The organism is Bacteroides caecigallinarum (assembly GCF_016901995.1).
In the GTDB taxonomy this organism is placed as follows: Bacteria; Bacteroidota; Bacteroidia; order Bacteroidales; family Bacteroidaceae; genus Phocaeicola; species Phocaeicola cellulolyticus.
Window position 1 is genome coordinate 16,338 of sequence record NZ_JACJLE010000042.1, and the last position, 21,021, is coordinate 37,358.

A 21,021-nucleotide genomic window follows, 5' to 3' on the forward strand; every position below is an offset into this window, starting at 1 on the left:
CCTACTTCACCTTCAGTTCGTTGATGACACGGGCACGCACCAGCTCGGCATTGGTAACCGTGAACTGCTGATGCCGCCCGCCGTTCTGCTCGTTTATCTCCACCACCAGTTGCTTGTCGTCCGGCAGGGTGAACTTGGGCAGGGTGAACACCGTGCGCTCCCGGCTCTTGCCGCCGACCTCCGTCACGTAGTTATAGGCACGCAGCGGCACAATCACCTGCTCTTGGATGGCGGTGCGTTTCGCCACTTTCCGGTCCACCACCTTGAACGACACGAAGTCCACCGTGAACGGCACGTTGGAGGAGTTCTTCAGTTCCGTATGGAAATAAAGCAGCCCGTTGTGCGTGTAGATGCCTTTCAGGAGGTACTGGATGCCGAAGCGTTTGCAGCCGATATGCTTCACCAGCCGCTTGTCGTCCTTGTGGATGGACTTCATGATGAGCCGCACCAACAGCGGCGACTCGCTGCCCAACTCCTTCAGGTACACCTCCTGCGAGTTGTTCGGGCGGTTCACCGCCTCCCCGTCGTGCAGGAAGTCCTTCATCTCGATGTTCAGCTTGGTCGGCTCGTCGGCATACTTCACGTTGAAGGTATAGTAGCTTCCATCCTCGGTTATCACCGCCAGATTGGTTTCGCGGGAGAAGTCGCGCAGGGCGGCCTTCACCCGGAGTACGTTCTCCGAGCCGTCCGCCTTGCCCGCGATGATGTCGGCGGAACCCAAGTCCACGTATTTGATAGTGGCGGGGAAGATGATATGCACGGTCTTGTAAAACGTAACCTCCAGCGCATACGGGGGTATCATCCGGTCGAAGGTTATCGGGCGCGTCAGCCCGTCGAACAAATCGCCGGTGGACGGGCTTCGTTTCACCCCGCCATCATCGGAAGTTGCCGGAACAGCCGTTTCTTCCGTTCCTTTCAAGTCGGTTTCTTCCACGACCCTTTGCGCTTGGGCATGGGTCATTGCGGCCATGAGAGCCGCCATAAGCATGATTTTCTTCATTTTTCCTTGTGAATAATAGTGATACATAAAATTATTTTTTGGCCATGAGCAGCACCGCGTGGTTCGCCTTGAGCGTTACCTTGACGGTGCGGAACTTCGTGGCGAGGTATTGCGACAGCCCCTGCATCGCACCGCGTCCCAAGTCCGAGGCCAGTTGCGCCCCGGCATCGGTGGAGATGTTGATGCTGCTGCCCATCGTGGAACCCATGTTGGCCGCCATTTCCTTGAGCGCGGTCAGTTCCTGCGACCCCGGTACGGAGATGCCTTTCATGCCGCCCATGTCATATACCTCCAGTTCCACCGGCACGACCGTCCCCTTATAGGCGATGGAGCTGATGGTCAGCTCCATGCGCTCCCCGTTGATGCGTGCCGTGGCGGTCAGTACGGTGTTGGCCGGTATATACATGCCCCCGACATCGACCGGTTCCAGCAGGCGGATTTCCGCTTCCTTTCCGTCGCTTACCGTGACCGTGCGCCGGATGCAGGCACGGATGCTGTTCCGGGCCGATACGCCTGTGTTGTCCGACACGGTATGGAACCCCAGATTGTGCGGACGGCTGTACCGTTCCATGAACTCGGCATCGGACATCGGTTGTGCCAGCATCGACACAACCTGTTCCGCCACCTGCGTGACCGGGCTGACCGTCCTTTTGTCCGTTTCCGTTACGGGTACGGACTTCGCTCCGCCACCCTCTTGCGGCAGGTAGCGCGAGGCCATCTCGTAGGATTTCTCCATCAGGCGGAGCTGCTCGTCGGCGGTTTCCTTTGCCTTGCGTTCCTCTTCCGCCCGGCGTTCCAGCTCTTGTATGCGCCATTCCAGTTCCAGCGTTTTCTGGTCGTCCTCCGGCTCCGGCTGCTCGTAGAAGCTGCCAATCTGCCGGTTGATGTCCCGGTAGGCATCCGCCGAGGTGCGGATGGACGACCCGCCCGATGATGCAGTTTCTTCGGTCTGGAACACATCTTCCACGGCCTCCCTGTCCGTATCATCCTCCGCCACCGCCAAGTCCTGCAGGGTGCTCATCTTCTCCCGCTGCTTGCGCTCGAAGTCCTGCTGCTCGTAGGCGGCACGCTTGTCCGAAGGCAGGTTCTTCTCCTCCGGCATGGGCACTTCCACGTTGAAGCCGTCGGGCAGGCTCTCCCCTTCGTCCGACGGTGCGAATATCAGCCACATCGCCACGCCGAAGACAAGGAACAACAGCGGATAGACCAGCATCTTCCTCCGTTTCCGGATTTCTTCGGGAGTCAGCGGTTGGGACTCCTTCCGCCCGAGTTCATTCTTTTTTGCCGTTTCCGGCTGTTTTTCCGTTTTGTTCTCTTTCATGTTTCCTGTCATGATTAAAATGGATACTGTCTTTACTTATGCCCGGATGCAGTTCCAACTGCCGCATCCGTTCTATTCTCATCTGCTCTCCCCGGCGTTTGCCGATGTTGTATATCGACGACACGGTGATGTAGATGGAGAGGGCGCTGAATCCCACGAGCATCGCCACCACCACGATGAGCCGCACATCGGGCGACATCCGCCCGCACACGTAGCGCATCCCGTCGCTTATCCGGTCAGGGATGTAATGGAGCCACTTTCTTGTCTTTCCCATACGCCTTTACCTTTCTATGGTCCGTAAATCGCGGTTCTCCAGAATGGTGAACTGCTCCATCGTGAAACCGTGAGGATTGTTGTCCGACCGCACCGAGTTCAGCAGGCGGCAGCGGGTTACAAGACTGCGCTCGGTGATGTTGCTGCTCCTGACGAGCGACTGGCGGGCATAGGTCGTCACGATGTAGGGGTAACGCTCGAAGTCGCACGCCACGCTGTCCACCCGCACGGTCTGGTTGATGTTCGCCGAGATGATGCGGTTGTAATATCCCTTCTCCTCCCAATCCTTGTAGTAGCGGAAGGCGCTCTCGTCGCACAGGTACAACGCTCGGCGGATGTTCCCCTCGATGGCCGCCTTGTCGGGCGAGAGCGTGAAGAACAGTTCGTGGAACCGCCTCACGTGTTCCCGCGCCTCGACCGGACGGTTCTGGGAGAGGTCTTGCGAGAGCGCGAGGATGAGCGACTTGCCGTTGTCCAGCACGTAGATTTTCTCCCGCTGCTTCTCGGCGAAGCTGTATGAACTCCACAGCGCGTAACCCGTGACCAACGCGCACAGCACGACGAAGGCTATCGCCATCGTGCGTATCTGCCGGAAGCTCGTTTCGATGTTCTTTAATGATTTGAATTCCATTTTCTTTTATTCTTGTTGTTGATTGTTGAATCATTTGCCCCGCAGCTTGCCCGCGACATGCCCGGCACCAGCCCCGGTAGCCGCTGCCGCCACTTTGCCGGTCTTGACGGCGGAGTTGTTCACCTGCTTGCCGTAGTTGCCAGCGCCCGCCGCCTGTATCACCCATGTCGATACCGTCGGGATGGTGAAATACCCCACGATGGCGATGAGCATGAAGATGATGTAGGCCGAGTTGTTCGTGTCCGGCACGAAGTTCGGGTCGGTCAATGCCGCGATGTCCTTCTCAATCATCAGCGTCTGGATGCGTGCCAGCACCGAACTGAACAAATCGGAGATGGGCAGCCACAGGTAGATGCTGATATACTGGCATATCCAATGCACCATCGTGCTGTGGAAACCGTCATACACCGAGATGGCGAATGCCAGCGGCCCCAGGATGGAAAGCACGATAAGGAAGAACGTCCTCAGCGTGTCCAGTATCAGCCCCACCGCCTGAAAGAGCAGCTCCAGAAAACTGCGGAAGGCGTTGCTGATGGTCTGCTTGATTTCATACTTTCCGCGCTCGATGGCCATCCCTGCCATAGTCTTCAACTCGGAGGGTGTCCAGCCCAAGTCCTCAATCTGCCGCTCGTATTCCTCGTCGCTGACCAGATAGGCCGTTTCCGGGTTCCGCACCAACGCCTCGTATTCCAGTTTCTCCCGCTTCTCGGCGTACTCCTCCATGTCGAGCGTCTGCCCTTGCAGGATGCCGTGGCAGCCGGTGACGATGGGACTCATGATGCCGTTGATGGTTCCCAACACGAAGGTGGGGAAGAACATGATGCACGCCCCGATGCAGAACGGGCGGAACAGCGGATACACGTCTATCGGCTCGGCGCGTGAGAGCGCCTGCCACACCCGCGAGGCCACGTAGAACAATGCGCCCAATGCCGCCACCCCGGTAGCCACGCCCGTGATGTCCGAGCAGAGCGGCATCATCTCGTCATAAAGGCTGCGCAGCACTTCATGCAGGTTGCCGAATGTACTTTCTCCCGTCATGGCTACCAGTATCTTTGGTTATCGGTTCCGTACAGGTCGAGCACGCGCCGCGTGTCGTTCTTCTCCTTTGCCCGGAGGTACGACACGCCGATGTTGCGGTTCGTATAGTAGCGGACTAAGTTGCGGTGGTTCTTCACATCGCGGTAGATGCGGTCTATCAGGTCCATGCGCTCCTTGTCCGTCATCGACAGGCCGGTCTGCGTGACGACCGTCTTCAGCTCGTCAAGCATCCCGCTGCTTTCCTCCAGCATCTTCGTGTAGCCGGAGGCGATGGCGGCCAGTTCGTCCGTCGTGTAATTCTCGTCGGCAAGCATCTTCTGGAACGAGTTCACGTAGATGTCCGATATTTCCCCCACGAGCAGCACGGTCTGTTGCACCTTACGCGCGTCTTTCACCAAGTTATGTACCGACTTGAGCGCGTCGTAATACTTCTTTCCCTGCTCGTAAATCTTGACCGTTTCCTGAAAGTTCTTCACCATGTTCTCAGCGGTCGTGGTGGTCTGTATCACGTTCCGCGTGGTGTTCACGATGCTCTGCGCGAGGTTCGACGGGTCAAAGGTCACCCATTGCGCCCGGACCGTCGTGGCGGTGCAGAGCAAGGCCGTAAGGCAAATTGCTATTGGTATTCTTTTCATGTCCGTTGATGATTAAAATGTCCTTGTCAATATTCGTATTCCTTGCAGTCCCGTACATACACCCCTTCCGAGGCGAGCACGAGCCGCTCGTTATCTTCGTCATAGGCGACCTGCACCCTTTCGGGCAGTTCCGCCCACGTTCCCTGTCCGTTCCGGTAGAGCGTGGCGGTCAGCACGGCTCCCCAGCGGTAGGCGAGGGCGATGCGGTACGTGCGCCCTTCGCGGTACACCCTGACCGGGGGCGACTTGCCCCGGCTTTTCCACCGTCCGCAGATGCGGTCGAGCGGGAACAACGTGGCATATTCCATAGGCTCATCCCTCCCTTGCGTTCCGTTTCTCCTCCGCCAGCCGCTTGATGGCCAGCTCGATGTTGCCGCCGAGCTTCTCCGCCATGCGCTGCACCTCCACTTTCTCGCTCTCTTCGGTGGTGTAACAGAGGTATTCCTCCAATGAGGTTTCCGTCGCATACACCGCCGACTGCACGCCGCCCAGCCCGAACCACACCTCCTTATACTTTCGCGTCGGGTCGTTGGACATGTTCACCGAAAGAATCTGCCCCTTCTCCTTGTCCGTCAGCCCGAGCAGCGTCTGTATCTGGTCGAACTTGTTCAGGTATTTCCGCTGGTCAAGGAGAATCTTGCAGTCCGAGTTGTTGATGATGCTCTCCTTCACAATCGGCGAGGAGATGATGTCCTCCACTTCCTGCGTGACCACCACCGCCTCCCCGTAGAACTTGCGGACGGTCTTGTAGAGGTAGCGGATGTAGTCCGCCATGTTCGCCGAGGCGATGGCCTTCCACGCTTCCTCGATGACCACCATCTTACGGATGCCTTTCAGACGGCGCATCTTGTTGATGAACAGTTCCATGATGATGATGGTCGTGACGGGGAACAGGATGGGATGGTCCTTTATCTGGTCGATTTCGAAGACGATGAAGCGTTTCGTCAGCAGGTCAAGCTGCTTGTCCGAGTTGAGCAGGAAGTCGTACTCGCCGCCCCGGTAATAGGGTTCCAGCACGTTCAGGAAGCCCGCCAAATCAAAGTCCTTCTCCCGTACCTGCTTCTCCTCCAGTATCCGCCGGTAGTCCGACTTCACGAACTCGTAGAAGGTGTTGAACGAGGGTTCTTCCACTTCCCCCGAGCGGATGCGCTCGATGTAGAGCGACACGGCGTTGGACAGCGCCACCTCCTCCGAGCGCGTGGCCGGTTCGTTGTCCTTCTTCCACAGGGTGAGCAGCAGCGTCTTGATGCTCTCCCGCTTCTCGATGTCGAACACCCGGTCGTCGGTGTAGAACGGGTTGAAGGCTATCGGGTGCTCGTCGGTGTAGGTGAAGTAGATGCCGTCCTCGCCCCCGGTTTTCTGGTGTATCAGCGAGCAAAGCCCCTCATACGAGTTTCCCGTATCCACCAGCACGATGTGCGTGCCCTGTTCGTAATATTGGCGGACAAGGTGGTTCATGAAGAACGACTTGCCGCTGCCCGAACCGCCCAGCACGAACTTGTTGCGGTTGGTGGTGATGCCACGTTTCATCGGCAGGTCGGAGATGTCCACGTGCAGCGGTTTGCCGCTGATGCGGTCTGACATCTTCAGCCCGAAAGGGGAAAGCGAGCTGCGGTAGTTCGTTTCCTCCGTCCAGAAGCAGACGGCCTGCTCGATGAAGGTATAGAATGATTCCTCCGCCGGGAAGTCTGCGGCGTTGCCCGGCATCCCCGCCCAATAGAGCGTGGCGGCATCCACCGTGTCGTGGCGCGGTTTGCACTCCATTGCGGCAATCTGGCTGCCCGTGTCGTTGCGGATGACCTTCACTTCGTCCGGGTTGTCCGTCCATGCGATGACATTGCAATGGCAGCGCACCGAGGTCAGCCCATAGGAATGCGCGTCGTTCAGGTACAGGTCTATCCATTCCTTGTTGATTTGGTTGCTCCGCGAGTAACGGGAGAGCGACTGCATGTTGCGTGCCGTCTTCTCGAAGCGTTGCAGGTTCTCCGCGCTGTCGTCGATGAAGAGGTACTGGTTGTAGATGTGGTTGCATGGGAGCAGCAGCCCCACCGGGCTGGCGAAGGAGAGGCGGCAGTCCGACCGGTCTGTGGAGAGCCGTTCATAGCGGCTGTCCGTACCGACCCGGCCCGGCAGCGCGTCCAGTTCCGAGAGCGTATAGACCGACAGCCGTTTGTCGCCGATGCGCACCCCGTCGTCGCCCAGTTCGATGTCCTCCAGCGTGCCGGTGTCCTCCAACGACAGGCAGAGGTATTTCTCCAGCAGGCCGGGTTTTTCCTCCGTGCCGGTTACCTCGTCGCCCGACAGACGGCGCAGTCTGACCAGTCCCGTGTCGTTTACAATGCGGGCGAACTGCCCGGCGGCATCTAAAAAACGTGCCGCCGTGTCCCGGTTCACTTCCTTTGGGATGATAAAGCCCCGGCACAGCGACGAGAAGCTGCTCTGCATCCGCATCCGCTCCTTGGTCGTCTTGGTCAGATACAAGTAGCAGCAGTGGTTCAGGAAAGGCCGTTCGTTGAAGTGCAGTTCATAGCTCCGCGAGAGGAAGCCGAGCTTTTCGCCCTCCGTTCGGCTGCGGTAGTGTTCCTTCACGAACCAGTCCTGCTTGTGTACCACCGTGTAGTCGGGCAGCACCTTAACCGCTTTGCACCATGCCGCATGGATGGCGGCATATTCGGCAGAGGTTACCGTGAACAGTTCGGGAAGCTCCACTTCGAAGGCCACGGTGATGTCCGCGTCTTTCGAGACGATGCAGTCCGACTCGACGGCCAGCAGCGGGAACTTGCTTTCCAACGTGGCGGCTTTCAATGTATTTCTCATAGGCTTCTCTTTGGGGTGAATAACTTCCGGACGCTGGTCCGGTTTATCAGGTAGCGCGGGTGCTGCCGTTTGGCGAGCCGTTTCATCAGCCCGTGTTCGCCGTACTTCGCGTTCAGGCGGAAGGTGAGCCACACCAAGGCCGATGCGGATACCGCACCAAAGGCGATACACACCCATTGACCTGTTCCTGCCATGTACATCACGATGAACACCACGAACACGGCAAGCAGTCCTCCGGCGAAGATGAACAGGTATTGCGCCTTCAGCCCCTTGAACTCCGCGCTCTGCCCGATGCCCTTGTTCAGTTCATATTCCATAATCCTATTCTATATATTATTTATGTATAGGGATTAGAGGAAGAACGAGCGCAGGATGGTGGCGGCGACTATCAGGAAGATGCACGCCCCGAACCACGAGGCGGCGGTCTTGCTCGTATCCGGGTCACCCGAACTGAACTTGTTATATACCTTGATGCCTCCTATCAGGCCGACCACCGCGCCGATGGCATAGACGAGTTTCGTTCCCGGGTCGAAGTACGAGGTGACCATCTGCGTGGCTTCCGTGATGCCCGCTTGTCCGTTACCTTGCGCATAGAGCGCACCGGCTGCCATCAGGCAGGCCGCCATGAAAAAGATTCTCTTTGTTGTGTTCATAAAAAGTTGGTTTTATGCGGATAGACCGCTGTTAAACAATGTCGTCAATGGAAAAATCACCGGGTACGATACGCTCGGCGGGAGGCTCCGGTTGCCGTATCCGGCGGTAGTCCGCCAGATGCAGCTCGATGAGCGAGGCGATGCGCCGTTCCCGTTCCGCGTCCCCGGCGGTGAGCTGGTCGAACATCGGCGTGCCCTTGAGTTCGGCAAGTGCACGTCCGGCCTGCTGCCGTTCTGCTTCGGTGGCGGTGCTGTCATCCATCGCCATGCGCACTGCCAACCCCATGTCCTCGAAACGGAGGCCTGTAGCTTTGGGAGCATAGCCTTCCAGCATTTCATCTTCGTCTATTGGAGGCTCACCGGCATCCGTTTCCCGGTATTCCATCGGTTCGTCCTGCCCTTCCACAGGTTCCAACCCGCCTTCGGCAAAGAGCGCGTCCAGCTCGTCGGCGGACACCACCTTGGGGTATCGTTCCGATTCCGTTGCAAAAGTACCCGCTTCGCTTTCCGGTTTCACGGTTTCTGTTTTCTCGGGTACTTGTGGCGTGGAGTGGCACAGGGAAAATGTGCTTTTGCCTAAAATATCTTCCGCGTCGGCTACTTTTCGGGGCAGTGTTTCCTCGCTTTCGCGTTGCCTTTTCCGGCGTTCATGCCGCTCATACAGGAGATAGGCGGCTGTCCAGAGCAGGTAGCCCACGACGCATAACGTGATAAAGGTTGTCATAGATGGATTGTTTTCTAAAAGATTCCCGTATTCCGTTGCTCATATTCGCGCTCGATGTCCCCCTGCCAGTCGGCGAAATGCTTCTCTAACACGTTGTCCACGTAGCTGAACAGCGATACCCGGTTGCCTCCGATGGTCTGCACGATGCGCTGTATCCGCTCGTGGAACTCCTTGCGCAGGTAGATGGTCTTGCCCAGCCGGGCGCATACGGGCGACTCGTGGATGAACAGGCGGAGGTATTCGCTCTCATGGGCTGGCTTGATGTCCGGCTGTTCCGTCTGGCGGGGTGCGGGCGTTTCCGGCTCCACCGCCAGAGGGACGGCCAGAGCGGGCTGTTCTTCCTTGAACGAGGCGACGATGGAGCTTTCGTCCACTTCCGTCAGACTGATTTTCTTCCGTTCCCCCATAGCTACCTCCCGATAATGGTGAGTATCTCTTCCGTTATCTCCCGGATATGGCTCCCCTTGGCGAGCGTGCCGTCCACCGGGAACAGCGTCGAGCGGAACACCGCCTTGTGTTCCCCCGTCAGTTCGCGCCGGAACCGCTTGCTGTCGGGCAGGAAGGTCTGTAGCACCTGTAGCCCCAGCTCCCGGATGATTTCCTCATATACCCTGTAGAGTTCCGACTTCTCGCGCCCGTCCACCATGTTCCACAGCAGGTACAGCCCCTTGATGTTCGTCTTGCCCGTGTCCATTAGCGTGTCCTTCAGCTTGGTGGCGAAACGCAGTGTGCTTTCCATCACCACCCGGTCTGCCGCGATGGGCGAGAAAATGTAGTCCATGTTCGCCAGCGTCCGCAGCACGCCGCCGCTGTTTACCGTGCCGGGCAGGTCGAAGAACACGATGTCCGTGCCGGGCAGCTTCTCCAATAGTCCTTCCGCCTTTTCCACGGCATCCTCCGCCGTGCCCTCGATGACCGGGTAGGCCTTCTTGCCGATGCGTTGCAGTTGGCGGTAGGCCATCGCCTTGTAGTGTTCGTCCTCCATGACGGTTTTCAAGTCGCGCTTGCGCATTTCGGCGATGCTGTGCTGCGGATAGTCGCAGTCCACCACCGCCACGTTCAGCCCTTTCACGTAGTGCAGGTAGCTGGCCGCCAGCACCGTCAGGGTCGTCTTGCCCGCCCCTCCCTTCTGGGTGGAGAAGGCGATGTAAAGTGTTTCTTTTTCTGTTGGCATAACCGTTCCGTTTCAAATGATGCGGCAAAGGAAAAGAGAAACGGGAACGGTGGAAAAGGATTTCACGCTTCGGGGCGCGAGTGGCTCGGCTTTGGCGTGGAGTGGCTGGCTGGTTGGTCAGACATCTGATTGTCCGGATAGTCCGTTGGACATCCGTATGATTGCCGGGTGGAATGGCTGATGCACCGGTGGCTGATATGGCTGGCTGTTTGTGTCATTAGCCGCTTGACGGGTTGTCCGGTTCTGCAACCGCCCGGTTGTCGGTATGTTTGGTTGTCGGTCTGATTGTCCGGTTGGCTGTCCCAACGTTGCAACGGAGGTGCTGGCTACCGTCGGAATCATCCTCCGGGCAAAGTGGCTGTCCTATGGCATAATATGGCCAGTCGGGGTGTTGTGCTGCAAACGGCTCCGCTTCCTACCTTTGCAGCATGAATCCGTTGGCGTGGTCGGAGGCTTTCCGTCTGGTTATCGTCCGCTTTCCCCGAAAGCGCTTTTCTCCACCGGTGGGGAAAACGTATGTTCGCCAGAACATAGCAAGCTGTGTTTTTTGCAGCACGCATCCGCTTCTGCCGCAAAAAACGCTTGCCCTTGCAGGGGGCGCAATTTGGCTCCGAAGTCGCAAATTGTAGGGATGGGGCATAACGGCGGCACGGCCACGGACGGGCAGGTTTCACCTTTTAATGACAGCAAGCATGAATGAACAGCAACAGCACCCGAAAAGAAGGAAAGGCGGACGGACACCCAAGTCCGCGCCCGCCTTCCACCGCGAGACCGTCAATCTCGACGCCGCGCAGCACGCCCGGTTCCTCACCCTTTACGAGCAGTCCGGCCTTTCGTCCAAGTCGAAGTTCATCGCCGCGCGTATCTTCGGCGACGGCTTCCGGGTCATACGCACCGACCGGGGCACGATGGAATATGTGGCCAAGCTCACCGCCTTGTACCAGCAGTACCGCGCCGTCGGGGTGAACTACAACCAGGCGGTCAAGGAACTGCACGTGCATTTTACCGAGAAAAAGGCGTTGGCTTTGCTCTACAGGTTGGAAAAGCTGACCCTCAAACTGGTGGCGCTCAGCCGCCGCATTGTCGGACTTTCAGAAGAACTCAAAAGGCATGGTGGCGAAAATCAGCACGGGTAAGGACTTGTACGGCGCGTTGGCCTACAACCAGACGAAGGTAGAGGAAGGGCATGCGAAGATATTGGATGCCAACCTGCTCCCGTACCCGGAGGACGGGCGTTTCCGCATGGGCGAAACGATGAAGGCTTTCACGGCATGGCTTCCCTCGCACTTCCGCACCGAGAAGCCGGTCATCCACATCTCGCTCAACCCGCATCCCGATGATGTATTGACCGACGGGCAGCTTGCCGCCATTGGCAGGGAGTATATGGAGAAGTTAGGCTATGGCAACCAGCCATTTTTAATTTTTAAGCACGAGGACATCGACCGCCACCACATCCACATCGTGTCCCTGCGCGTGGACAGCGGGGGCAGGAAGATTTCCGACCGCTTCGAGCACCGCCGGAGCAAAGAAATAACCGGGCAGTTGGAACAGAAGTACGGGCTGCATCCGGCAGAGGGGCAGAAGAAGGCGGAGGAGTGGAAGCTCCGCCCGGTGGATGCGGCGAGGGGCGACATACGACGGCAGATAGCCGATACCGTCAAGCCGTTGCTCAAGCTCTACCGTTTCCAGTCGATGGGCGAGTTCCGGGCGTTGCTCTCCTTATATAACATAGGCATGGAGGAAGTCAGGGGTGAGGCGGGCGGACGCGCCTATCACGGCATTGTCTATACGGCATTGGATGCGGACGGGAACAAGGTGGCGACCCCCATCAAGTCGGCAAGGCTGGGCAGGATGGCGGGTGCGGAGGGCTTGCAGCGGCGCATGGAGTGGTCAGCCTCGCGCATCAGGACGGACGGTTGCCGCGAGCGGTTGCGCCCTCTGTTGGCCGGGGCATTGCAGGCGGCAAGGGACGAGGCGGATTTCCGCCGCCGTCTGGCAGCCATGAACGTGGACTTGGTGCTACGCCGCAATGAATCTGGCAGGATTTACGGGGTAACCTTCATCGACCACACGAGCCGCACCGTGCTCAACGGCTCACGGCTGGGCAAGGACTTCTCCGCCAATGTGCTGGAAGCGCGTTTCAACCCGCAATCCGAACCGGTCTGCAAAGTACAGCCCCACGTGGCAACGCCTGAGCCGGAAACCGGTACGGACGGTAAGGTGCTGGGAGGGCTGTTGTCCGTCATTGAGCCGGAAACCGGTGCCGTTCCGCGCTATCCGCGCCTGCACAAGCCTGACAAGAAGAAACGCCGCCGCAGGTACGGGCGGCAGGACTGAATGCAGTCCGGATAACATTCAACCGAATTTCAATCACCGTTAAAACAAGTATAACTTATGTCACAGGAAGATGATTTGAGAGGGCTGGCCAAGGTCATGGACTTCATGCGTGCCCTCAGCGTATTGTTCGTCATAGTCAATGTATATTGGTTCTGCTACCCCTCGATGAAGGAATGGAACATCGACATCGGGGTGGTGGACAGGATACTGCTCAATTTCCAGCGGACGACCGGGCTGTTCTCGTCCATTCTTTGGACAAAGCTGTTCGCCCTTGTGTTCCTCGCGCTCTCCTGCTTGGGGACGAAAGGCGTGAAAGAGGAAAAGATTAAGTGGCCGCATATCTGGGCGGCGCTTGCCGCCGGTATCGTGCTGTTCTTCTTCAACTGGTGGCTGCTCGCCCTGCCGCTGCCCCTTTCGGCGCGTACCGGTTTCTATCTGCTCACCTTGTCCGCAGGCTACGGCTGCCTCTTGGCCGCCGGGGTATGGATGTCCCGACTGCTCCGGCAGAACTTGATGGAGGATGTGTTCAACAACGAGAACGAATCTTTCATGCAGGAGACACGGCTTATCGAGAACGAGTATTCCGTCAATTTGCCCACCCGTTTCTGGTACAAGAAGAAGATGTGGCACGGCTGGATAAATGTCGTGAACCCCTTCCGGGCCTCTATCGTCTTAGGGACTCCGGGCAGCGGGAAATCCTATGCGGTGGTCAATTCCTACATCAAGCAGCAGATTGAAAAGGGTTATGCCACCTATATTTACGACTTCAAGTTCCCGGACTTGAGCACCATCGCCTACAACCACCTGCTCCGCCATCTGGACGGCTACAAGGTCAGGCCGAAGTTCTATGTCATCAACTTCGACGACCCCTCGCGCAGCCACCGCTGCAACCCGCTCAACCCGAAGTTCATGACCGACATCTCCGATGCCTACGAGAGTTCCTACAACATCATGCTCAACCTTAACCGGACTTGGGCGGCCAAGCAGGGCGACTTCTTCGTCGAGTCCCCCACCATCCTGTTCGCGGCCATCATCTGGTTTTTGCGTATTTATAAGGACGGCAAGTATTGCACCTTCCCCCATGCGGTCGAGTTCCTAAACAAGCCCTACGAGCAGATTTTCCCCATCATGTCCTCCTATCCCGAACTGGAGAACTACCTCAGCCCTTTCCTCGACGCATGGCTCGCCGGGGCTGCCGACCAGCTCATGGGGCAGATTGCTTCGGCCAAGATACCGCTCTCGCGCATGATTTCCCCGGCACTCTATTGGGTGATGTCCGCCGACGAGTTCTCCCTCGACATCAACAATCCCGACGAGCCGAAGGTACTCTGCATCGGCAACAACCCCGACCGGCAGGCCATCTACGGGGCTGCACTCGGACTGTATAACTCGCGCATCGTCAAACTGGTGAACAAGAAGGGCAGGCTGAAAAGCTCCATCATCATCGACGAGCTGCCTACCGTGTTCATCAAGGGGCTGGACAACCTTATCGCCACCGCGCGCAGCAACAAGGTGGCCGTGCTGCTGGGCTTTCAGGACTTCTCGCAGCTCATCCGCGACTATACCGACAAGGAGGCGAAGGTCATCATCAACACCGTCGGCAACATCTTCTCCGGGCAGGTGGTGGGCGAGACCGCCAAGACGCTCTCCGAACGCTTCGGCAAGATACTCCAGAAACGGCAGTCCATCTCCATCAACCGCAACGATGTGTCCACCTCCATCTCCACCCAGATGGACAGCCTGATTCCGCCGAGCAAGATTTCCTCGCTGACGCAGGGCATGTTCGTCGGTTCGGTGGCGGACAACTTCGGAGAGAAAATCGAGCAGAAGATTTTCCATTGCGAGATTGTGGTGGATGCAAAGAAAATTGCCGAAGAGGAAAAGACCTACCGGAAGATACCGGTCATCACCGACTTCCGGGATGCCGACGGCATCGACCGCATGAAGGAAATGGTACAGGAAAACTACAACCGCATCAAGGAGGAAGCCCGGCAGATTGTCGCCGACGAACTGGAACGTATCGGGAGTGACCCGAATCTGAAGCACCTGCTGGAACTGAACAAACAGGCATAGGCTACTTGTTCCGCCGGTATTGCTTCTCGTCGTCCGTGTCCATCTTCCGCAGCAGGACTTCCCGGAGCCGGTCGATGAAATAGGTGCGGTCGTCGCCTTTCCGACGCCGCATCCGGGCATAGTAGCTCGATGCGTTCTTCACATCCACACCCAGTGCGCTGCACACATATTCCACCACTTGCTTGAGCGTGATTTCACCGTCATTGAACAGCTTCAGTTCATGGCAGGCATAAAGCAGTTCAATAAGATGGATGGCATCGTCAGTCCACAGCACGGGAGGCCCGTCGCCGGGCGGACGGGCTTCTCCGTTTCCGGAACCCGTCCGTCTTTTTTCCATTCGTTCCATCGTGTTTTCCACATACATGATAGCTCCCACCACATGGCAGTAGCACACCAGATGGCTCTGCCCGTTGTTGTGGTAGCGTTCCCGCAGGACGGTCAGCCGGAACTTCGTGTATTGGAGATGGAGGAACACGCGGGTGTGGTCGCCGTGTTCCTCATGCAGATGGCTGAGGTGGCGTATGAAATCGTCGCTTGCCTCGTTCAGCCTTTCGGTATCGCAATCCCCTTGTTCCAGTAAAAGCAGGTAGGGGCACAGGTAAAATACATCCATTTGAAACTATTTTATCGGTTATGAACGGCAAAAATAGCGGTGTACATGGATGTGGCAGTTCCGTTTTTCGCCGGAAATGCCGTCATTCCCCCAAATAGAACTTCCGCCGTTCCTCGCACAGCTCGTCGTACAGCTCCTTGTGCAGCTCGCTGGGGCTTTGCTTCATCTGCCCCGTGCAGAACTCCCAGAACCGGTTGGCCGACTCGAAACCGTTCTTCTCGGCTATCTCCCTGAGCGGGCGGTCGTAGTGGTATTTCAAGTCCCGCCGTATCTGTCCGATGCGCTGCTCCCGCAACCATTTGTTGGCGGACTGGCGGTATATCTTGCTGAATTTCTCGCGGAAGGTCGATGCGCTCATGCAGAGCATCCCCGCCAGTTCCTCCACGCTGTTCGTGCGGTAGCTGTAGCGGTTCACCTTCAGCCGGAACACGGCGGCATACAGGGGCTTCAGCCGTTTCTCGGCATATTGCAGCTCCGCCTCGGTGAGCGGTGTGGGCTGGAGGCTCATTTGCTTGCGCCGCTCCACGAAAAAGTAGTCGCACACCTCGTTGCACATATTATACAGGGGACGGGGGATGCGGGTCTGGTACAGCACGTCGCACAGGTAGAGCATCTCCGGCGTGCGGCAGGCTTTCCGCCACGGCTCCACCAGTCCGTGCAGCAGCCGGTTCTGCACCTCCGTGTCTTCCGACAGGGCGAGCAGCATCAGCAGCGGGCGGCATCCGGGAGCCGACACATCCGGCAGCGCGGGCTGTCCCGTCAGCAGGTCGAGGAGGTGGTGGCATAGGTTTGTGTCCCGCGCATAGGGTTCCAGCGCGAGGTAACGCTTTGGGGTACGGGCATTCAACAGCCCTTTCACTTCTTCGCACAGGGCGGCGGTGACCTGTTCCAAGCCTGCCGGGGCGGTGGCGGACAACAGTTCGATGAAATTTGTTTGCATAAGAGATATGTTTTTATTGTTTGATGAATCCGTAAAGATAACCGGTTGCCCCTGCCCGGTTGTTCCGCTTTCCGCCGGAAATGCCGCACGGTAGGAAAAATTGTGTTCACGGCAAATATTATTTCACTATTTCCATAAGCAACAGATAGAAAGTCGCCAACTGGACAACGAGGGAAACGACATAGATGCCGTAGTAGAGCAGATACCTTTTCTCTTTTTCGAACTTGGCGAAATACTTCTTGTATTTGTCGTTCTTGAACAGAAATATTTCATTGATATAATATGCGCATATCCCGAAGACTACGAGTAATGAAATAAGAATGATTATGTATTTTTCAAAAGCGATTTCAAAAATGCTCAATAATTCCACCTTGAAAATCTTGATGCAGGCAAGGTAGACAAGACTGAATATCCAAAAGCTGATGGTGATTGGGGTGCTAAGTGCCAAATCACTGATATAGACATCGACACCTTTAGCCATTCCGGCTGCTTCTTGTCGCTTATTAAGCGAAATGCATCGGTTTATATAGCGGTTGTTCCATTTCGAGAGGCTTAGCCAATGGAAAGGATTTAGCATCCTGTTGAAAATGAAGAACAGTAGCTTATAAGTGCAGTAATAATTGATATTGTAATATTTCTCCAATAATTTCATCATGCTTAATAAATAATGATGCATCCTTTTTCCACCTTGTTTTACGATTCCAAGCCAAATATCCAGTAACATGCCAACAGGTATAGCATGAGAAACACGATAAATCCTACTCGAAAAAAGTGTCATTGATGACGGCTTTTCCGGGTAGAGCATCCGCCATTATCTCAATGCACCTAATTACCATGAAAACAATTCAGCTAATGCTCATCCATATTTCTTTCCTTTTCTCTTATCCCTTCTATCTCCTTATAAGTATCGTCCACGAACTGCCGGGACACCCTGCTTGCCTCCTTCGCATGTTTCTGGACGATGGCGCCTATCTCATGATAAACCCAGAGGGCGGCTATCCCTACCGCGACTACCATCAGTATCTTCTTCATCGGTTTGTAGCGCAGCAGATAGCCCAGAAGGGCGAACAGGATATACACGATGTATATGCTGAGGGTATTGACGGTTCTGCCGAAATATTCTTTTTGATGGCGTTGCAGTTCGGTGGAGGTTTCCCATGCGGTGATGGCGTGTCGGTACAATTCCGTATGAGCTATGAACATCAGACTGTCTTCGCTGGCAGCGGGATGAGCGGCATATTGATAGGCAACGCCCATTGTTTCCAACTGATAGCTGTCATAGGCTTTCGATGCCAAAGTGTCCGGTAGCATTGAAAGCAGTAGTCCGCACGTGTCAATATCAGCTAAAAAAGATGTTTCAAGAGAATCTGTTTGGGCTATAAGTTTCGTTTTGGGCATTACCATAGGTATATTGTGCAATATTTCTTCCGGGTCGATGCTGAACTTGTCTGCCAACGATTGGGGATAAGTCTGTTTTATTTCTATTATTTTATCAACAGATGCAGCCATTGTTTGGGGACGTATAAACCAGTCATAGTAATAGGTCATTGCCGATAGAGGCAAAACAAGAACCAGACCGATTACCCAATTTCGGAGAAAGCCTGTCCATTTTTCATCGTTCATTGCCCAAAAACTCAAGAAAGTTGCGATGCTCAAACTGTATGGAATGAGGGCAGTAAATGCTGCCATCCCCAATTGCAAACAAAAGGCCAATGCCTCCGAGGTGGCTAAGTCATAAAATGTGCCCTTATCTACTTCCTTAATTACAAGTACCGTGAAGCCACATACCAAAACGATGGCAAGAATGATAACAAAATATATACTAAGTTTCTTCAAATACTTCATATTCATTTTACTGATTAATGGTTTGGTGGAAAACACCCGTTCTGGGGTTATCTTCCTTTGTTACCAATGAATTTACTTTTATATACAATTCTTACTTTTGTTGTATTATTCATATATGTACGCTATTTAATGGTTAGAAAGGAGCATCGTTAGATGCTATCTTTCGTTGTTAGATATTTATTATCTTTTCCTACTTGAACGTATGGAACAAAAATTGCCTTTATGATTCGGTTATTACAGTTAAATGGAACATAAGTCACCTTACTGTCAATACTTAACGTATCGCTTGGATGCTTCAAACAAGAATGTTCATTTTGTAGCAATACTTCCATTTTTGAAAAGTCCACAGAACTGCATATCGGATAGAAACCGGAAAAACAAGTAGGCGTTATGTAAGCTGCTTGACTTTCATAATCAAAGAATAGGAAACGGTTTCCGTCTGCCACATTATCATACACAGCGAAGCAATCAAACTTTCTTGCTCCGTTGATTGTATAGCGTTGTATGAAGTCAATACTACTATCATCTACTGCTTTTAGCTCAAAAACAATATTCTTTTTACTATGCTGATTAAAACATAACCTATATAGAATTTCAGATTCTGTTTTTTCCGTTTCTATATAAAGGGAATCTTGTTCAGCCAAATAATGATATTTTGCAGAATTTTGTTCCATACAGCCGTTTTTCGCTATGACATAGCTAAGTGGAAAAAGGAACAAGCAATATAGTATAAATATTCTCATATCTGTTATATCTAATGGTTTGGTGAGGGACAGCGTTTAGCTGTTAGCTCGACCTTGTTATCACTGGATTTTACATTTTCTATTCCATTAAGTATTCCAAATCTTCCACTTGAAACTTATGCCATAATACTATTCCGAAATTCCGGACGCTCTCCGGCAATGTCCTGTAATTATCATCCATTTGGAATTTGCCCAATTTAGAAGATATGCCATAAGATTGTGGAAACAGCATATCTCTTTCTCCACGAATGGCATACTTCTTATTGCCGCTGTGCATAATGATTTTCATAGTGAGGAGAGGCCTCGAAAAATCGGAGCGACACCCTAATTGATATACAAGCCATGTTTCACAGATTCCGTCACGGTCAAAATCATTAACATACGGTTTACACAAATAATCAACCGTGAACATTCCGCAATAACCATCTTTCAGGAAATCATAAAGTTGCCACAAAACAGAAAAGTGCTTTCCTTCTTTTATGTAATGCCGTGCATACAGTTCTTTGGATGATATGGGTGTACCTTCCGGCAATTCCTCTTGGTGTACGGGAGATTGACTGGTTATTAGATAATTTTCTCCTAACTTATCCGTCCATACCGTACAACTTAAAAATTCCCCTTTATAACTGATTTCCTTAGGAAGTTCAGCAAGTGGAAGATTTTTTAACATAGGAATACCTTGTGCGTGAACGGACAACACGCACAGCAATATACTGATTATTGTTACTATTTTCCTCATATCTTTTCTTTATTATATTGGTGATAATGGTTTAGCGGGAAACAGCGTTAAGCTGTTATCTCGACCTTGTTACAGACGATTTAATTAACTTAATTCCATTTCCAATATCGTATATACCTGACCTTTGGCATTGCGAATAAGTATGGAAATGAAATCAAAAGCATTACATTTTAGATACTCTTTGTTTACCCAATCGCCATTGATTAGTTGTACTTGTTCGGTGGCTGGGTATTCATCATCAAAATCGGTATTACTGCATCCAAGAATGATAACTTCAAATTCAGTTTCAGCATCTTTATCTACAAACTGAATTTCATGAGATAATGGTAGTTCTCTCTTATCCTCTATTAGTAATGCTTCATATCCATTATACCTTTCATCGAAAAGAGTAATCTTTTCTCCTGAATTTACTGAATACGCATATATTGCCAAAGGGAAATTTTGCTTGTTTGCCATGTAATTATCAATTAATTCACCGCAAAAATAAAGTCTGAATTTTGTTTCATGTTGTGGTGATATTAACTGACCTTTCCAATACACAGGATTATTAAACCATGAATCTTCTATCAACTCAGGAAAATAATCTTTGTGTATAATGAATGGTTTTAGATAATTCGGTATATATTCCATATATTTCTGTATTAAGTTGTCTGTAATGGGATGCAGCTTGCCGCCGTTAGGCGGTATAGGTGCTTGTTAGCTACGTTCTTTATTGTTCCATTTTCCGTTTTACAATATCAACAAATTCATCTTTAGTCATGAACTTATTTAGGAAATCTTCCAATGCTCCTTCGTTAGTAACCTCTGTAAAAAACGCTTCATGGTCTGTACTCCACACTATTGGATTGTCAGGATTAAGGTCTGATAAACAGATGTAATGATAATTGGGATAACTTTCTGAACAAAGCAATCCAACAAAGTCAGGAGTAGTACAGTTTGAATGTTGAATGATTTCGTCCAAATCTGTATCATCATCTGAAAACCAATCATTCCAATCTTCAAAATCTTTCGTGCCTTTTTGAAATGGAGTAAATGGTTTTGCTACCCAAAAAAATTGTCCACGAGGTTCTTCACTTAATGTATAGTATGTATCTACCATTTTCTTGTAAAATGCCTCTTTGTCAGAATTGAACAATTCCATATTTTCATCTACCCAATTACCTAAACCCATTATAGGCTCTGTATCTTCGGCAGATAGCCAAGGTGTATCTTCTGGCTTTTGATACAAAGCGGTATTAAAAGTTATGGCACACAAGTCGTCTTGTAAAGACATTCCTTTTACATTGGCGATATTACCGCCTAATTGCTTTATTCGGTTTATGATTTCCTGTTTCATGACTCTTATTCATTTGTAGCTAATGGTTTGACAAGGAGTTGCGTTCAGCAGCTAACTTGGCTTGTTAGTAGCTTCATTAATCCCACATAAATCCTCCTAAAAAAGTAAGACCATTATAATTATCCAATT

General features: G+C 53.2%; 25 protein-coding genes. 4 read left to right on the forward strand and 21 right to left on the reverse strand.

What is annotated here, in order from left to right:
- Window position 1: 1 nt before the first annotated feature.
- Genes traN through H6A61_RS11295 form a run of 13 tightly spaced genes read right to left on the reverse strand, consistent with a single transcriptional unit; the run spans window position 2 to window position 10,266 of the window.
- Entirely contained in the window at window positions 2–1,000 is a 999-nt protein-coding gene (gene traN / locus H6A61_RS11235) for a conjugative transposon protein TraN (RefSeq protein ID WP_204393671.1), read from the reverse strand.
- 31 nt (window positions 1,001–1,031) lie between these two features.
- Window positions 1,032–2,333, reverse strand: a complete 1,302-nt coding sequence (traM, locus tag H6A61_RS11240) for a conjugative transposon protein TraM (RefSeq protein ID WP_204393673.1) — start codon at window positions 2,331–2,333, stop codon at window positions 1,032–1,034.
- Window positions 2,272–2,595, reverse strand: a complete 324-nt coding sequence (locus H6A61_RS11245) for a TraL conjugative transposon family protein (protein ID WP_204393675.1) — start codon at window positions 2,593–2,595, stop codon at window positions 2,272–2,274. Before H6A61_RS11245 ends, traM begins: the two co-directional genes overlap by 62 nt.
- A 6-nt stretch (window positions 2,596–2,601) precedes the next feature.
- A complete protein-coding gene (traK, locus tag H6A61_RS11250; protein WP_072545361.1) occupies window positions 2,602–3,225 on the reverse strand; it encodes a conjugative transposon protein TraK in 624 nt (207 codons plus the stop codon).
- 30 nt (window positions 3,226–3,255) lie between these two features.
- Window positions 3,256–4,263, reverse strand: a complete 1,008-nt coding sequence (gene traJ, locus H6A61_RS11255) for a conjugative transposon protein TraJ (protein WP_072545362.1) — start codon at window positions 4,261–4,263, stop codon at window positions 3,256–3,258.
- 2 nt (window positions 4,264–4,265) lie between these two features.
- Window positions 4,266–4,898 carry a DUF4141 domain-containing protein gene (locus tag H6A61_RS11260; protein ID WP_071150624.1) on the reverse strand — a complete coding sequence of 211 codons (633 nt, stop codon included), beginning with the start codon at window positions 4,896–4,898 and terminating at the stop codon, window positions 4,266–4,268.
- Between the two features lie 26 nt (window positions 4,899–4,924).
- Window positions 4,925–5,206, reverse strand: coding sequence for a DUF3876 domain-containing protein (locus H6A61_RS11265; protein ID WP_087210234.1), 282 nt, complete (start codon window positions 5,204–5,206; stop codon window positions 4,925–4,927).
- Window positions 5,207–5,210: 4 nt separating this feature from the next.
- A complete protein-coding gene (locus H6A61_RS11270; protein ID WP_204393677.1) occupies window positions 5,211–7,715 on the reverse strand; it encodes a TraG family conjugative transposon ATPase in 2,505 nt (834 codons plus the stop codon).
- Window positions 7,712–8,032, reverse strand: coding sequence for a DUF4133 domain-containing protein (locus H6A61_RS11275; RefSeq protein WP_204393679.1), 321 nt, complete (start codon window positions 8,030–8,032; stop codon window positions 7,712–7,714). The genes H6A61_RS11270 and H6A61_RS11275 overlap by 4 nt, the downstream gene beginning before the upstream one ends.
- A gap of 33 nt (window positions 8,033–8,065) precedes the next feature.
- Complete coding sequence (locus H6A61_RS11280) at window positions 8,066–8,368, reverse strand: DUF4134 domain-containing protein (protein WP_071150628.1); 303 nt, start codon at window positions 8,366–8,368, stop codon at window positions 8,066–8,068.
- A gap of 31 nt (window positions 8,369–8,399) precedes the next feature.
- Window positions 8,400–9,092, reverse strand: a complete 693-nt coding sequence (locus tag H6A61_RS11285; RefSeq protein ID WP_204393681.1) for a conjugal transfer protein — start codon at window positions 9,090–9,092, stop codon at window positions 8,400–8,402.
- Window positions 9,093–9,106: 14 nt separating this feature from the next.
- Entirely contained in the window at window positions 9,107–9,499 is a 393-nt protein-coding gene (locus H6A61_RS11290; RefSeq protein ID WP_204393683.1) for a DUF3408 domain-containing protein, read from the reverse strand.
- A gap of 2 nt (window positions 9,500–9,501) precedes the next feature.
- Window positions 9,502–10,266 carry a ParA family protein gene (locus H6A61_RS11295; protein WP_204393685.1) on the reverse strand — a complete coding sequence of 255 codons (765 nt, stop codon included), beginning with the start codon at window positions 10,264–10,266 and terminating at the stop codon, window positions 9,502–9,504.
- Window positions 10,267–10,282: 16 nt separating this feature from the next.
- Here H6A61_RS11295 and H6A61_RS11300 point away from each other — a divergent pair, with 16 nt between their 5' ends.
- The 4 genes from H6A61_RS11300 to mobC all read left to right on the forward strand — a co-directional run bounded on the left by H6A61_RS11300 (window position 10,283) and on the right by mobC (window position 14,676).
- Window positions 10,283–10,447, forward strand: coding sequence for a hypothetical protein (locus H6A61_RS11300; RefSeq protein WP_159434529.1), 165 nt, complete (start codon window positions 10,283–10,285; stop codon window positions 10,445–10,447).
- 511 nt (window positions 10,448–10,958) lie between these two features.
- Window positions 10,959–11,402, forward strand: coding sequence for a conjugal transfer protein MobA (gene mobA, locus H6A61_RS11305; RefSeq protein ID WP_204393687.1), 444 nt, complete (start codon window positions 10,959–10,961; stop codon window positions 11,400–11,402).
- On the forward strand, window positions 11,377–12,603 hold the full coding sequence (gene mobB / locus H6A61_RS11310; RefSeq protein WP_204393689.1) for a conjugal transfer protein MobB: 1,227 nt from the start codon (window positions 11,377–11,379) through the stop codon (window positions 12,601–12,603). The genes mobA and mobB overlap by 26 nt, the downstream gene beginning before the upstream one ends.
- 57 nt (window positions 12,604–12,660) lie before the next feature.
- The gene (mobC, locus tag H6A61_RS11315; protein ID WP_204393691.1) at window positions 12,661–14,676 is read left to right on the forward strand and encodes a conjugal transfer protein MobC; all 2,016 of its coding nucleotides are present in this window, start codon (window positions 12,661–12,663) and stop codon (window positions 14,674–14,676) included.
- A 1-nt stretch (window position 14,677) separates the two neighbouring features.
- On the opposite strand, the gene H6A61_RS11320 is transcribed toward mobC, so the two are convergent.
- The 8 genes from H6A61_RS11320 to H6A61_RS11355 form a co-directional block, all read right to left on the reverse strand.
- Complete coding sequence (locus H6A61_RS11320) at window positions 14,678–15,289, reverse strand: RteC domain-containing protein (RefSeq protein WP_204393693.1); 612 nt, start codon at window positions 15,287–15,289, stop codon at window positions 14,678–14,680.
- 82 nt (window positions 15,290–15,371) lie between these two features.
- Window positions 15,372–16,229 carry a helix-turn-helix transcriptional regulator gene (locus tag H6A61_RS11325; protein WP_204393695.1) on the reverse strand — a complete coding sequence of 286 codons (858 nt, stop codon included), beginning with the start codon at window positions 16,227–16,229 and terminating at the stop codon, window positions 15,372–15,374.
- Between the two features lie 118 nt (window positions 16,230–16,347).
- Complete coding sequence (locus H6A61_RS11330) at window positions 16,348–16,884, reverse strand: hypothetical protein (protein WP_204393709.1); 537 nt, start codon at window positions 16,882–16,884, stop codon at window positions 16,348–16,350.
- A gap of 194 nt (window positions 16,885–17,078) precedes the next feature.
- Complete coding sequence (locus H6A61_RS11335) at window positions 17,079–18,074, reverse strand: hypothetical protein (RefSeq protein WP_204393697.1); 996 nt, start codon at window positions 18,072–18,074, stop codon at window positions 17,079–17,081.
- A 149-nt stretch (window positions 18,075–18,223) separates the two neighbouring features.
- Complete coding sequence (locus tag H6A61_RS11340; RefSeq protein WP_235353001.1) at window positions 18,224–18,748, reverse strand: hypothetical protein; 525 nt, start codon at window positions 18,746–18,748, stop codon at window positions 18,224–18,226.
- Window positions 18,749–18,896: 148 nt separating this feature from the next.
- Window positions 18,897–19,556, reverse strand: coding sequence for a M949_RS01915 family surface polysaccharide biosynthesis protein (locus tag H6A61_RS11345; RefSeq protein ID WP_204393701.1), 660 nt, complete (start codon window positions 19,554–19,556; stop codon window positions 18,897–18,899).
- An 84-nt stretch (window positions 19,557–19,640) separates the two neighbouring features.
- Window positions 19,641–20,186, reverse strand: coding sequence for a hypothetical protein (locus H6A61_RS11350; protein WP_204393703.1), 546 nt, complete (start codon window positions 20,184–20,186; stop codon window positions 19,641–19,643).
- A 79-nt stretch (window positions 20,187–20,265) separates the two neighbouring features.
- On the reverse strand, window positions 20,266–20,892 hold the full coding sequence (locus H6A61_RS11355; RefSeq protein WP_204393705.1) for a hypothetical protein: 627 nt from the start codon (window positions 20,890–20,892) through the stop codon (window positions 20,266–20,268).
- Window positions 20,893–21,021: the final 129 nt, after the last annotated feature.

Bases quoted from the DNA above. Each gene is read 5' to 3' on its own strand.
- H6A61_RS11345 (WP_204393701.1), bottom strand. From the start codon at position 19,556: ATGAGGAAAATAGTAACAATAATCAGTATATTGCTGTGCGTGTTGTCC.
- H6A61_RS11300 (WP_159434529.1), top strand. From the start codon at position 10,283: ATGATGCGGCAAAGGAAAAGAGAAACGGGAACGGTGGAAAAGGATTTC.
- H6A61_RS11275 (WP_204393679.1), bottom strand. From the start codon at position 8,032: ATGGAATATGAACTGAACAAGGGCATCGGGCAGAGCGCGGAGTTCAAG.
- mobB (WP_204393689.1), top strand. From the start codon at position 11,377: ATGGTGGCGAAAATCAGCACGGGTAAGGACTTGTACGGCGCGTTGGCC.
- H6A61_RS11340 (WP_235353001.1), bottom strand. From the start codon at position 18,748: ATGGAACAAAATTCTGCAAAATATCATTATTTGGCTGAACAAGATTCC.
- H6A61_RS11265 (WP_087210234.1), bottom strand. From the start codon at position 5,206: ATGGAATATGCCACGTTGTTCCCGCTCGACCGCATCTGCGGACGGTGG.
- H6A61_RS11330 (WP_204393709.1), bottom strand. From the start codon at position 16,884: ATGATGAAATTATTGGAGAAATATTACAATATCAATTATTACTGCACT.
- H6A61_RS11350 (WP_204393703.1), bottom strand. From the start codon at position 20,186: ATGGAATATATACCGAATTATCTAAAACCATTCATTATACACAAAGAT.
- mobC (WP_204393691.1), top strand. From the start codon at position 12,661: ATGTCACAGGAAGATGATTTGAGAGGGCTGGCCAAGGTCATGGACTTC.
- H6A61_RS11325 (WP_204393695.1), bottom strand. From the start codon at position 16,229: ATGCAAACAAATTTCATCGAACTGTTGTCCGCCACCGCCCCGGCAGGC.
- H6A61_RS11260 (WP_071150624.1), bottom strand. From the start codon at position 4,898: ATGAAAAGAATACCAATAGCAATTTGCCTTACGGCCTTGCTCTGCACC.
- H6A61_RS11355 (WP_204393705.1), bottom strand. From the start codon at position 20,892: ATGAAACAGGAAATCATAAACCGAATAAAGCAATTAGGCGGTAATATC.
- H6A61_RS11280 (WP_071150628.1), bottom strand. From the start codon at position 8,368: ATGAACACAACAAAGAGAATCTTTTTCATGGCGGCCTGCCTGATGGCA.
- H6A61_RS11270 (WP_204393677.1), bottom strand. From the start codon at position 7,715: ATGAGAAATACATTGAAAGCCGCCACGTTGGAAAGCAAGTTCCCGCTG.
- traM (WP_204393673.1), bottom strand. From the start codon at position 2,333: ATGACAGGAAACATGAAAGAGAACAAAACGGAAAAACAGCCGGAAACG.
- H6A61_RS11245 (WP_204393675.1), bottom strand. From the start codon at position 2,595: ATGGGAAAGACAAGAAAGTGGCTCCATTACATCCCTGACCGGATAAGC.
- mobA (WP_204393687.1), top strand. From the start codon at position 10,959: ATGAATGAACAGCAACAGCACCCGAAAAGAAGGAAAGGCGGACGGACA.
- H6A61_RS11320 (WP_204393693.1), bottom strand. From the start codon at position 15,289: ATGGATGTATTTTACCTGTGCCCCTACCTGCTTTTACTGGAACAAGGG.
- traN (WP_204393671.1), bottom strand. From the start codon at position 1,000: ATGAAGAAAATCATGCTTATGGCGGCTCTCATGGCCGCAATGACCCAT.
- H6A61_RS11295 (WP_204393685.1), bottom strand. From the start codon at position 10,266: ATGCCAACAGAAAAAGAAACACTTTACATCGCCTTCTCCACCCAGAAG.
- traK (WP_072545361.1), bottom strand. From the start codon at position 3,225: ATGGAATTCAAATCATTAAAGAACATCGAAACGAGCTTCCGGCAGATA.
- H6A61_RS11335 (WP_204393697.1), bottom strand. From the start codon at position 18,074: ATGAAGTATTTGAAGAAACTTAGTATATATTTTGTTATCATTCTTGCC.
- H6A61_RS11290 (WP_204393683.1), bottom strand. From the start codon at position 9,499: ATGGGGGAACGGAAGAAAATCAGTCTGACGGAAGTGGACGAAAGCTCC.
- traJ (WP_072545362.1), bottom strand. From the start codon at position 4,263: ATGACGGGAGAAAGTACATTCGGCAACCTGCATGAAGTGCTGCGCAGC.
- H6A61_RS11285 (WP_204393681.1), bottom strand. From the start codon at position 9,092: ATGACAACCTTTATCACGTTATGCGTCGTGGGCTACCTGCTCTGGACA.